The organism is Macrococcus carouselicus (assembly GCF_004359515.1).
In the GTDB taxonomy this organism is placed as follows: Bacteria; Bacillota; Bacilli; order Staphylococcales; family Staphylococcaceae; genus Macrococcus; species Macrococcus carouselicus.
The window spans coordinates 409,004-421,433 of the sequence record NZ_SCWD01000001.1; the positions used below are offsets into that span (position 1 = coordinate 409,004).

At 47.4% G+C, this 12,430-nt stretch carries 12 protein-coding genes; 9 read left to right on the forward strand and 3 right to left on the reverse strand.

Translation table 11 applies throughout. The features are described from left to right. Positions 1-60: 60 nt before the first annotated feature. From def to pknB, 6 genes are read left to right on the forward strand one after another with little or no spacing between them, the layout of a single operon-like run. Positions 61-546 (forward strand): peptide deformylase, encoded by a 486-nt coding sequence (gene def / locus ERX40_RS02050; RefSeq protein WP_133416834.1) that lies wholly within the window; start codon positions 61-63, stop codon positions 544-546. Beyond that, positions 539-1,465, forward strand: a complete 927-nt coding sequence (gene fmt / locus ERX40_RS02055; RefSeq protein ID WP_133416835.1) for a methionyl-tRNA formyltransferase — start codon at positions 539-541, stop codon at positions 1,463-1,465. Before def ends, fmt begins: the two co-directional genes overlap by 8 nt. Continuing rightward, on the forward strand, positions 1,458-2,762 hold the full coding sequence (gene rsmB, locus ERX40_RS02060; RefSeq protein WP_133416836.1) for a 16S rRNA (cytosine(967)-C(5))-methyltransferase RsmB: 1,305 nt from the start codon (positions 1,458-1,460) through the stop codon (positions 2,760-2,762). Before fmt ends, rsmB begins: the two co-directional genes overlap by 8 nt. Continuing rightward, complete coding sequence (gene rlmN / locus ERX40_RS02065; RefSeq protein WP_424960713.1) at positions 2,762-3,853, forward strand: dual-specificity RNA methyltransferase RlmN; 1,092 nt, start codon at positions 2,762-2,764, stop codon at positions 3,851-3,853. The genes rsmB and rlmN overlap by 1 nt, the downstream gene beginning before the upstream one ends. 5 nt (positions 3,854-3,858) lie before the next feature. Continuing rightward, positions 3,859-4,596 (forward strand): Stp1/IreP family PP2C-type Ser/Thr phosphatase, encoded by a 738-nt coding sequence (locus tag ERX40_RS02070; protein ID WP_133416838.1) that lies wholly within the window; start codon positions 3,859-3,861, stop codon positions 4,594-4,596. Next, positions 4,596-6,620, forward strand: coding sequence for a Stk1 family PASTA domain-containing Ser/Thr kinase (pknB, locus tag ERX40_RS02075; RefSeq protein WP_133416839.1), 2,025 nt, complete (start codon positions 4,596-4,598; stop codon positions 6,618-6,620). Before ERX40_RS02070 ends, pknB begins: the two co-directional genes overlap by 1 nt. Before the next feature lie 29 nt (positions 6,621-6,649). Here pknB and ERX40_RS02080 read toward each other — a convergent pair whose 3' ends face one another. Next, positions 6,650-6,862: a PspC domain-containing protein gene (locus ERX40_RS02080; RefSeq protein ID WP_133416840.1), complete on the reverse strand. Its 213-nt coding sequence runs from the start codon at positions 6,860-6,862 to the stop codon at positions 6,650-6,652. Between the two features lie 155 nt (positions 6,863-7,017). Here ERX40_RS02080 and ERX40_RS02085 point away from each other — a divergent pair, with 155 nt between their 5' ends. Both ERX40_RS02085 and ERX40_RS02090 read left to right on the forward strand, forming a co-directional pair. After that, complete coding sequence (locus tag ERX40_RS02085; protein WP_133416841.1) at positions 7,018-7,923, forward strand: S41 family peptidase; 906 nt, start codon at positions 7,018-7,020, stop codon at positions 7,921-7,923. Continuing rightward, complete coding sequence (locus ERX40_RS02090; protein ID WP_133416842.1) at positions 7,924-9,204, forward strand: cytochrome P450; 1,281 nt, start codon at positions 7,924-7,926, stop codon at positions 9,202-9,204. A gap of 46 nt (positions 9,205-9,250) precedes the next feature. On the opposite strand, the gene ERX40_RS02095 is transcribed toward ERX40_RS02090, so the two are convergent. After that, entirely contained in the window at positions 9,251-9,556 is a 306-nt protein-coding gene (locus tag ERX40_RS02095) for a rhodanese-like domain-containing protein (protein WP_133416843.1), read from the reverse strand. A 142-nt stretch (positions 9,557-9,698) separates the two neighbouring features. On the opposite strand from ERX40_RS02095, the gene ERX40_RS02100 reads away from it, so the two are divergent. Further along, positions 9,699-11,702, forward strand: coding sequence for a KUP/HAK/KT family potassium transporter (locus tag ERX40_RS02100; RefSeq protein ID WP_133416844.1), 2,004 nt, complete (start codon positions 9,699-9,701; stop codon positions 11,700-11,702). Between the two features lie 34 nt (positions 11,703-11,736). On the opposite strand, the gene ERX40_RS02105 is transcribed toward ERX40_RS02100, so the two are convergent. Then, positions 11,737-12,429, reverse strand: coding sequence for an ABC transporter ATP-binding protein (locus ERX40_RS02105; RefSeq protein WP_133416845.1), 693 nt, complete (start codon positions 12,427-12,429; stop codon positions 11,737-11,739). Between the last annotated feature and the right edge of the window lies 1 nt (position 12,430).

A 12,430-nucleotide genomic window follows, 5' to 3' on the forward strand; every position in this document is an offset into this window, starting at 1 on the left:
ATCGTGCTGCACTTTACCTTATACTAATATGATGCATATATAACGGTAGGAGGTCATAAGATGACTATTAAAAAAATGATCGATCAGAATCATCAATTACTGCACCGGGAAGTGAAGGATGTCACGAAATTTGATCACTCTCTTCGTCAGCTGATCACAGATCTGGAAGACACGATGTTCGATAAGGACGGTGTAGGGATTGCAGCGCCTCAGATCGGTGTCGACCTGAAAGTGGCGCTTGTTGATATGGAGGAGGACGGCATTCTGCAGCTGGTGAATCCGGTCATCACTTTCTACTCAGAGGAGATGGAGACGGACATTGAGGGTTGTCTCAGCCTGCCTGATGTTTTCGGAGAAGTACCGAGAAGTGTTAAAATAGAAGTGAGAGCAAATGATCTGCATGGCAACATAGTGGAAATGACGGCATTCGATGATATCGCCCGTGTGATTCAGCACGAGGTCGACCATCTGTATGGACACCTGTTCACGGAGAAAATGACCCGCACCGTCAGTCTTGAGGAACTGGAGGAGATGTATAATGACTAGAATCGTCTTTATGGGAACACCTGATTTTTCATGTCCGATACTTGAAGCAGTAGCACGTGCCTATGAGGTGACAGCCGTTGTGACACAGCCTGATAAACCCGTGGGCCGCAAAAAAATCATGACGCCGCCGCCGGTCAAGCAGACAGCTGAGAAGCTTGGTCTTGAAGTACTGCAGCCGGTGAAACTGAATGGTTCAGAGGAGATGGAACGGATTATCGCCTTGCAGCCTGACCTGATTATTACAGCTGCTTACGGACAGCTGCTGCCGGAACGGCTTCTGGAGGCGCCTGAACTCGGCTGTATCAATGTTCATGCGAGTCTGCTGCCGAAATACCGCGGCGGGGCACCGATTCATTACTCCATCATACAGGGAGAAGAGGAGACCGGCGTCTCCATCATGTATATGGCGAAAAAACTGGATGCAGGCGACGTCATCAGTCAGCGTGCTATTCCGATTGAAGAAAAAGATAATGTCGGGACGATGCATGATAAACTGTCATCTTTAGGTGTTGAGCTGCTGCTTGAGACATTACCGAGTATTAAAGACGGCACAAACGAACGTACAGAGCAGGATGACAGTCAGGCTACATTTGCGTCCAACATCAGCCGTGCCGATGAACGGGTGACATTCGACCGTCCCACAGCCGTTGTTCATAACCACATCCGAGGACTGTCACCGTGGCCGGTCGGTTATGCAAAGCTGTGCGGCCAGAATATGAAATTCTGGGCGGCAGAGCGGGCAGAGGGACACGGAGAACCGGGTGTCATTCTTGAAGCGAATAAAGAAGGACTGCTCGTTGCAACAAGCGACGGCGCTGTGCGGCTGACGGAGATTCAGCCCGCCGGTAAGAAGCGGATGCGTGCCGGAGATTTTGCTGCCGGCCGCCAGGACCTGAGAGGAATGGTGTTCAATGGATAAGAACGTCAGATATGTCGCACTGGAGATTCTGGATGATGTCCTGACAGAAGGCGGCTACAGCAATCTGCTGATCAACGATGCCATCAAGCATGACAAAGTGGAGGAGAAGGATAGAGCTCTGCTCACTGAACTGGTCTACGGCACGCTGCAGCACAAACTGACACTTGAATACTATATCGAACCGTTCATCAAAGCGAATGTGAAAGGATGGATGAGACGACTGCTGATGATGAGCGTCTATCAGGCCATCTTCCTCACTAAAATTCCGGACCATGCGATCATCAACGAAGCGGTGGAGATCACAAAAAGACGGGGCAGTGTCACGGGTGCGAAGACGATGAACGCAATTCTGCGCAACTTTCAGCGCAGTGAGCTGCGTCCGCTGAGTGATATCAAGGATGACTTGAAACGCCTCAGCATTGAGACGAGTACACCGCTCTGGCTGGTCAAGCACTGGAAGACGCATTTCGGTCTGGAAGTGACCGAGAAGATCTGTCGTAATCTGCTGGAACGTCCTGATACAAGTGTCCGCGTCAATACGACCCGGCTGTCAGTGGACGATGCCATCAATCGTCTTGAAGCTGATGGCTACCAGGTGACACAATCCGCTGTCGTTCCTGAATGTCTCTTTATCGAGGGACCGCCGATTGTCCAGACGAGACTGTTCAAAGATGGTCTCGTGTCGATCCAGGATGCATCGAGTATGCTTGTGGCCCATATCATGGCGCCTGAGCCGGGAGACGAGATTCTTGATACCTGCAGCGCACCGGGCGGTAAGACCTGTCATATGGCGGAGAAGCTGAATGGCACCGGCCATATCGATGCGCATGATATACATGAACATAAGCTGGATCTGATCGACTTCAATCTGCGCAAGCTGCGTCTTTATAATGTCGATATCTCGCTGCATGATGCAAGGGCGCCGTTTGAAAAGGTGTACGACAAAGTCCTGGTCGATGCACCGTGCTCCGGCCTCGGCGTCGCGAAACGCAAACCTGAGATCAAATATGAGAAAACAGCGAAGGATATCGATAATCTGTGGCCGCTGCAGCTGGATATTCTGAAAAATGCAGCTGCAGCAGTTAAACCAGGTGGCCTGCTTATCTATTCGACGTGTACAATAGAACAGATGGAAAATGAAAATGTCGTCTACTCATTCATTAAGGAAAACAAGGACTTTGAAATAGAACCGATCGAGCTCGGAGGAGAAACGCATAAGACGCTGCAGATATTGCCGCATGACTTCAATGCTGATGGTTTCTTTATCGCGAAGCTCAGAAGAAAGGACGTGTCATAATGGCATTGCTTGAAAAAAAGAAAAATAAGTTTTTACCGAATTTTGAAAAACCGTCCATCTACTCTCTGCAGCTGGGTGAGCTGAAAGACTGGCTCGCTGATCACAGCCAGCAGGGCTTCCGTGCGAAGCAGATCTTTGACTGGCTTTACGTCAAACGTGTCTCTTCATTTGAAGAGATGACGAACTTATCAAAGGAACTGCGTGAATTACTGGCGGACAACTTCGTGATGACAACACTGAAAACTGTCGTCAAACAGGAAAGTAAGGACGGGACGATTAAATTCCTGTTCGAATTACAGGATGGTTATACGATTGAGACCGTACTTATGCGCCATGACTACGGGAACTCAGTCTGTGTGACGACTCAGGTCGGCTGCCGTATCGGCTGTACATTCTGCGCAAGTACGCTAGGGGGACTGAAACGTAACCTGGAAGCGGGGGAAATCGTCGCGCAGGTCCTGAAAGTGCAGATGGCACTTGACGAGACAGAAGAACGTGTCAGCCATGTCGTCATCATGGGTATCGGCGAACCTTTTGAGAACTACGATGAGATGATGGACTTTCTGAAGATCATCAATCATGATAACGGGCTGAATATCGGGGCACGTCATATCACTGTATCGACTTCAGGTGTCGTACCGCGTATCTATGACTTCGCTGATGAGGAGCTGCAGATCAACTTTGCTCTCAGCCTGCATGCAGCGGATAACGATGTGCGTTCAAGACTGATGCCGATCAACCGTGCCTATGACCTGGATAAGCTGATGCCTGCCATTGAGTACTATACTGAGAAGACCGGCCGCCGTATCACATTTGAATACGGTCTGTTCGGCGGTGTCAATGACCAGGTGCATCACGCCCGTGAACTTGCGAAGCTGATTAAACATCTCAACTGTCACGTCAATCTGATTCCGGTCAACCATGTACCCGAACGTGATTATGTCCGTACACCGAAGGAAGATATATTCAAGTTTGAGAAAGAACTGAAGCGTCACGGTATCAATGCAACCATCCGACGTGAGCATGGATCAGATATCGATGCAGCATGTGGACAGTTAAGAGCGAAAGAACGTCAGGAAGAAACGAGGTAGAGAGGATGGAGGCACGCTTTTTTACAGAGCTCGGATATGCACGTGACCGCAATGAAGATGCAGGGGGTGTCTTCATCAATCATACGGGTCAGAAAATGCTCGTCATCTGTGATGGGATGGGCGGTCATAACAGCGGCGATATTGCGAGTCAGTTTGTTGCCGCGCGACTGAAGCAACATTTTGAAAGTGAGAATCTGATTGAGTTTCCTCAGGCAGAGGATTGGCTGAAACGGCATATCGCAGACATCAACCGTGAGCTGTTTGACCAGGCGCATCGTCAGGATGAGAATAAGGGTATGGGGACGACACTTGTGGCTGCCCTGCTCTTTGATGATCATGTCGTTATCGCGAATATCGGTGATTCCCGTAGTTATCTGATCAATGAGCGCGAAATGCGACAGATCACCATCGATCACACCTTCGTGCAGCATCTGGTGATGGCCGGAGAACTGACAAAAGAAGAAGCGGCCGCACATCCACAGCGCAACATCATCACTAAAGTGATGGGCACAGACCGCCATGTGATCCCGGATATCTTTACCTTCTCCCTTAGACGCTATAACTATCTGCTGTTATCGTCAGACGGTCTGACGGACTACGCCCCTGAGAAACCGCTGCATCAGCTGCTGATGCATGATATGCCTATCAATGATAAAGGACAGGCACTGATTGATTTCGCACTGAACAGTCAAGTAAAAGACAATGTCTCTTTTGTGCTTTGTGAACTGGGAGGTCGTTATTGATGCTTGGACAGATCATTGGTGAACGCTATCATCTTATCCAGCTGATCGGCGGCGGTGGGATGAGTCAGGTCTATCTGGCTGAAGATATGATTCTGAAGCAGCAGGTCGCTGTCAAAGTCATCTCAATTCCTGTGCATGACCGTGAACGCACGATTCAGCGATTCGAGCGTGAAGTTGAGAATGCGACGACGCTCAGTCATCCGAATATTGTCAAGGTGCTGGATGTGGAAGAGGATGACCGTCATTACTACTTGGTCATGGAATATATTAACGGACCGACTCTATCTGAGTATATACGCAAACAAGGACGGCTCACTGTTGAGGAAGCGATTCTCTTCACGAAACAGATATTAAGAGGAATCGGTCATGCGCATCAGCATATGATCATTCACCGCGATATCAAACCGCAGAATATACTGATGACGGAAGATAAGGTGCTCAAAGTCACTGATTTCGGTATTGCCCGTGCACTGAGTGAGACAGCGATGACCCAGACGAATCATATTATGGGTTCAGTCCATTATCTGTCTCCCGAACAGGCGAAGGGCAGAGATATTGATGAGTCTTCAGATATCTATGCGATCGGTGTCGTCGTGTATGAGATGCTGACCGGCAGCCCGCCGTTTGAAGGCGAGTCAGCAGTCAGCATCGCCATCAAACAGATTCAGGAGCCGGTGCCGCTTGTCACTGAATTGCGTGATGACGTGCCGCAGAGTCTTGAGAATGTCATCATCAAGGCAACGATGAAAGAGAAATACAGCAGATATCGTACGACAGACGAGATGTACAGTGATCTTGCGACAGTGCTGGACACGAAACGTCAGCAGGAAGAGCGCTTTAAAGTTGTTGAAGATCATACGATGGAGATACCTGTCGTCAAGACGCCGGTAACTGTCAGAGCGGCGCCTTCTGTTGCCGAACCGGTGAAGAAAGAGCCCAAAAAGAAAAATAGATTCCTGCTGCTCTTGCTGCCGCTCCTCACGCTCCTCTTACTGATGGGCGGTATTGTTGCCTATATGATGACACCGAAATCCAGCTTCATTCCTGAGGTCAGCGGAAAAACGGTTGCTGAAGGTGTATCTATGCTTGAAGAGGAGAACCTGAGAAAAGGCCGTGTAACAAGAGAATTCTCTGAGCAGTTTGCTGACGGCACGATCATCTCAACCACACCATCCGTCGGAGAAAAGGTCAAGGAATATACGAAAATCAATCTTACCGTATCCAAAGGCAAAGAGACGTATGTCATCAAAGACTATAAAGGCCAGTATATAGAAGCTGTCAAAGAAAGTCTCTATAAAGCAGGTTTCAGTAAGGTGGTTGTTAAAGAAGAGACAAGCGACAAAAAGCCAGGTACGATTCTCAGTCAGGATGTGCCTGAAGGTCAGGAAGTGGAACCTGAGGACACGTCGATTGAATTCAAGGTCTCTAAAGAGCCTGAGGATGTCTATATCGGCGATTTCGTAGGCCAGAACTACCGGACAGTCAAAAGTCAGCTGGAAGGACAGGGATTCAGTGTCAGCATGAGTGGCTCATATTATGACGATGATATTGCAGCGGGCAATATTATCAGTCAGAGTGCCGGCAATACGAAGATGCAGAAGGGATCAGCCTTGAGCTTCGTCGTGTCTAAAGGTGTGAATCCTGAAAGTTCAACTGAGGAACCGGCAACAGAAGCACCCGCAACAGAAGTGCCGGAGACAGAGAAGCCGGCAACAGAAGCACCGGCAACCGAGAAACCGGTGACTGAGGCACCATCAGGTACTGTGAAAAATTATTCATCAACCGTTGTGGTACCGTACGGAGGCACATATGGCCAGACCTCAAAAAAAGGGAAACAGCAAGTCAGAATTTTTGTCGATGATAGAGATCACAGCAAGAATGAGGTCTTTCAATCATTTAACACGGCTGAAGACCGTACTGTAACAATACCCATGGTCATTAAAGAAGGTGAACAAGCTTCTTACCTCATCGAAGTGGACGGCAAAGTATTCCAGAGTGAAACAATCAGATATGAAGATATATAAAAAATGGCTGTCAGCTGACAGCCATTTTTTTAATATTCATCGGGATGGACTTCGGTCTCTGCAGGCACAAAAAATGAAATGATGAAGTAGAGAAAGAATGTCGGAATATGCACTGTTAAAAATGAGACAAGTAGGAAAATGACGCGGACCATTGAAGAATCCATATTCAGATAACGGGCCGTTCCACCAAGCAGGCCGGTCAGGTAACGGTCAGATGTTGAGCGGGTCAGTCTTTTCTTCATTCGTAATCCCTCCTTTTTGTTTAGTTTAGATCAAATAGATTGATTTTGCGAATGTTTACTATTTTTCAGAAAGATAGCGAAATGGATGTATGATAACGCGGACATTAGGGTAGTAGTTTATAGATATAAAGTAGGTACTATAGGGGAGGTCAGCTATGCAGCAATATCTAGCTATTTTTAAAGAAGTGAGATATATTCTGGCAGAACAAGGTTTAAAGGATGAGGCGATCAGTGACAATTATCAGTCTGTGTTCAGCAAACTCAATCCGAATCCTTTTACCTTTCAGCAGGTCATGGTCGATTATCTCGCAGAGTTCAGTGTGAAGTCCCTCGACTTTGTCGACCAGCATTTCTGGTCAAATGGCATCCGTGTCAGACGATGCGGTGATGAACTGATGGTGACTTCAGTGACGGCAGATATGAGATTCGTAGTGGGGGATAGAATCACCCATCTCTCCGGCGATGCAGTCAGCGCCCTGGCTGAACGCTACAGAAAGCTTCTATTTAACGAGCCGCCTGACAGACAGGACTGGCATCCGATTCTGAAAAAACAGCACCAGGCAGTAGTCAGGCGAGGTGAGGAGACGTACGAGTTTGATCTTAAGGCATTTGAAGAGAACGGTGAAACTGAGCCGTTTTGCCGCGGTGCTTACAGTGAAGTCATCGTGCAGCATGTCAGAGGTCTTTTTCACTACTTGAACGAGGCAGAAGGACCCCAGCTCATTGATATCAGAGACGCGTACGGTGTGATTCCTGAGGATAGGATTGACGGGATGGTACAGAATCTGCCGGCCGGGTCCGTCGTGCTGATTGATGCTCTGACTAAGGGCAGCGCAGAACGGTTTGCTTCGAAACTGAATCCCGCGCAGCTTGTCGGACAGGAAACGTACGGTCAGGCTGAACCATTGACTAAGAAACCACTTGGTGAACAGTTCTTCATCTATTCATCAGGTAAAGATTCGACGGTAATACCCGGTACTATGGTAAAATTAAAGGGCGAAGCAGATGTTGTGAGAGAGACAGGTATTGAGTTACTGAATAATCTTGGGGAGGAAATTTAAATGTCAAAAAGTATACCAAAAGAACAAGGACTTGATCAGACACTTAATATATTGAAAGAAGGTTACGAGTTTATTCCTAACCGTACTAAAAAGTTTAATTCCAATGTCTTTGAGATACGCGTCTTAGGCGGCAAACGTGCTATTGTCATCAGTGGTAAAGAAGCGGCGGAACTCTTCTATGACAACGAAAAAATTGAACGTGCCGGCACACTGCCAAAGCGTCTCGTCAATACTTTATTCGGTAAAGGCGCTATTCATACTACAACGGGTGCCACTCATAAAGATAGAAAATCATTGTTCATGTCTCTGATGACAGAAAATAATCTCGAATATCTGCGTAAACTAACCCGTAACTACTGGTACACAGATACAGAACGTCTGCAGATGAAGGAGCAGACTAACGTCTATCTTGAATCTACACTCGTGCTTCTTAAAATTGGTTTCCGTTTCGCGGATGTGCCGTTTGATACACCGGAAAGAATGGAACAGTATGCGAAGGATATGAATGCAATGGTGAATTCATTCGGTTCAATCGGCACTGTATACAGCGGCTATAAAAAAGCGCTCGATGCACGTTCTCGTGTAGAAGACTACTTAGAGAAGCAGATCAAATTGACGCGTAAAGGTAAACTGAATCCTGAAGCAGGTTCAGGTCTGTATGAGTTCAGTCACTGGAAAGATATGAACGGCAACCACATGGATGCAAGACTTGCAGCTGTTGACCTGATGAATACTATTCGGCCACTTGTCGCTATCAACCGCTTCATCTCATTCGGTGTCCTTGCGATGCATGAATATCCGGGTGAACGCGCGAAAGTAGCGAAAGATGAAAACAGCTATGCCTATAAATTCGCTCAGGAAGTACGTCGTTATTATCCGTTCGTACCCTTCCTGCCAGGTAAAGCGAAAACTGACTTCACTTTTGAGGGCTACAAGTTTGACAAAGAGACAATGATCATCCTGGATATCTTCGGCACATTGCACAGTGAATCATTATGGAACAATGCTGAACAGTTCTATCCAGAACGTTTTGAACATTGGGATGGCAGCCCGTTCGACCTGATTCCTCAAGGTGGCGGTGATTATTATACAAACCATCGCTGTGCAGGTGAGTGGATGACGATCATCATCATGGAAGAAACGATGAAATATTTCGCTCGTGAAATCCAGTATGATGTTCCGGCTCAGGACTTCACAGTTGACCGTACGAAGTTACCGGGTCAGGTTAAAAGCGGCATGATCATAGAAAACATACGCAATAACTTCGACCGCCGACAGTAAAAAATGAGAAACACCGCTGATATGTCAATCAGCGGTGTTTTTTAATTCAGTCTTCCACTTCACCATGCCAGTTGTTCATGCCGCCTTCAACATTCGTAACATCATATCCTAGATCATGAAGGTAGTTCGCTGCTTTTTCTGAGCGTCTGCCTGCCTGACAGATGATATAGTAGCTGCTATCCTTCTTGAGATTGCCCGTCAGTTCTTCCAGTTCTGACAGGGGATAGTTAAAGGCTTCCTTGATATGACCTGCTGCATATTCATCTTTTTCACGGACATCCAGAACGACATCATCTGTACCAACCTGCAGTGTCTCCTGCAGTGCATCTGTAGTAACTGTTTTTAAAGTCATTGTTTTCACCTCTTCATTTTATATGGTGCTGCTACAAGTATACATAAATGTGTTTATCATTATCAAAAAAGGGGATTGAACATTGTTTAGGACAGGCGTATGATATGTAAAGTACTTTAAAACGAATAGAAGAAGGTTTGACATGAAGACTGAAAGTAAAAGTAATCGATTCAAATTAGCGATGATGCTGATTGCCATCGGTATTGTTTACGGTGATATCGGTACATCGCCTTTATACGTCATGAAAGCGGTCGTGGAAACGAACGGCGGAATGGAGGCGATAAGTGAGACTTATATCATCGGCTGCCTGTCGCTCATCATCTGGACAATCACACTGCTGACAACCGTCAAGTATGTTCTGATTGCGATGCGTGCTGATAACCACGGTGAAGGCGGAATCTTCAGTCTGTACACCCTCGTCAGGAAGAGAAGAAGCTGGCTTCTTGTCCCTGCCATCATCGGCGGGGCAGCACTTCTGGCGGATGGTATTCTGACACCGGCCGTTACTGTGACATCTGCCATAGAAGGGATTCAGGAGATTCCCGGTCTTAAAGAGAGTTTTCTTGCTCAGCAGAACTATATTCTGCTCATCGTTATTACGATTATCTCCCTGATTTTCTTTGCTCAGCGTTTCGGGACAGGCAGTATCGGCAAGATTTTCGGACCCTTTATGATGATCTGGTTCAGTATGCTGGGTATTTTCGGCCTGATGAATCTTGTTACGGATGTCAGCGTGCTACGTGCCTTCAATCCGCTCTATGGGATTGAGATACTCTTTGATGACAGCAACAAGGCAGGTCTGATGATTCTAGGGACTGTCTTCTTATCGACAACAGGTGCTGAGGCACTTTACTCAGATATGGGTCATGTCGGCAAGGGTGCCATCTATAAGACATGGCCATTCGTCAAAGTGATGCTGCTGCTCAACTACTTCGGTCAGTGCGCATGGCTTATTGGACGCATCAGAAACAGAGACTTTGTTCCGGGTGAACCCATCAATCCGTTCTTCCAGATCATGCCCGACTCATTTGTTGTGGTCGGTGTCATCATTGCAACAGGGGCAGCGATTATCGCATCTCAGGCGCTGATATCCGGTTCATATACACTTGTCTCTGAAGCCATCCACTTGCGGCTGATGCCGAAAGTGGACATCAAATATCCTTCAACGGTCAAGGGTCAGATGTATATTCCATCAGTGACATTCCTGATCTGGCTGTTATGTATATTCGTCGTGCTGTACTTCCGTACTTCCGTCAATATGGAGGCGGCATACGGTTTAAGTATTACGGTGACTATGATGATGTCAACCATCCTGTTATGGCATTATCTAATCAGCCGAAAACACAGTGCGGTACTCGTCACGCTCGTCATCGGCTTCTTCCTGCTGCTTGAGGCGGCTTTCTTTATCTCCAGTCTTGCGAAATTCATGCACGGCGGTTATATCGCCGTCATTATCTCACTTGCCATCGCGCTTCTGATGGTCATCTGGTACAAAGGTTATCAGATCAAGGACCGCAGAGCATACGATATCAATATCGATCTCTATAAGAACCAGCTGCGGGAGCTGTCTCAGGATAAACGCTTTCCGAAATATGCGACTAATCTTGTCTATCTCTCTACTACTTCTGATATGAGGATGGCGGAGAAACAGATCTTCAAATCCATTCTTGATGGCCGGCCGAAGCGTGCTGATGTGTACTGGCTGGTCAACGTCAGAGTATCGGACCAGCCCTTCCAGGTCAATTATCAGATAGAGGACTTTGGCACAGACAATGTTTTCAAGGTGCAGCTTGTTCTCGGCTTCCGGATTCATCAGAACGTCAACCTCTACATCAAGCAGATTGCAGAGACCATGCTGCAGAAAGGCTGTATCGCAGAACAGAAGCGGACATATGGCACGAATCCGGCGATGAAAGTCGCGGATTTCACCTATATCATTCTGCAGGATGAGCTGCCGATTGATGCGAAGATTGCCTGGCGTGACCGTCTTATCGTCGAAGCGAAGATATTCATCAAGCGTTTCACCGCATCACCGATACGCTGGTTTGAACTGCCATCCAACGAAGTCCACTATGAGGTTATCCCGATTTCAATGCCGACCTATAAGACGCCGCCGATCAAGCAGATCAGACATATGAAAAAATAGCAAAAGAGATATCCAGCAGGCTGGATATCTCTTTTTAGTTGAAGGAATGAATCTGATCGGTCTGATCAGTCAGTTTACCGTCATCAAGCATGAACAGACGGTCTGCTTTCGGGAAAAGGCGCTGGTCGTGAGTGATCATGATGCACACGGTGTCTGCCGATTTGACACGTTTCTTCAGCATGTCTACGACTTCCAGTGCCCGTGCCTTATCAAGACTTGCTGTCGGCTCATCGGCCAGAATCATCTTCGGTGAGTTCATGAATGCCCGTGCAATCGCTGTTCGCTGTCTTTCACCGCCCGACAGACGGTTCGGATAGGCCTGTGCCCGGTGACTAAGTCCAAAGTCAGCGAGCAGGGCATCTGCTTGTTCAGATGCCGTCCTCTTATTCATACCGTTTTCAGTTGCGACTTCTGTCAGCTGATCTTTGACATTTAAGTACGGGAGCAGGTGAGCGGACTGGAAGATGAAACCGATATCGCTGAGCCGCATCGCTGTCATCTTGCTATCCGACAAATCACTCCATGAGCGGCCGTCCAGGACAATCTCCCCTGATGACGGGGTCAGGAGTCCGCCGATGATGGTGAGCAGGGTACTTTTTCCTGAACCGGAAGGACCGTAGAGCATGACGATTTCACCATCGTTCACGTCGAGATTGATTCCCTTTAAGACTTCTGTTGCCTGTTCTCCTGAACCAAATGTTTTTTTGATATCCTTGATTTCCAGCATA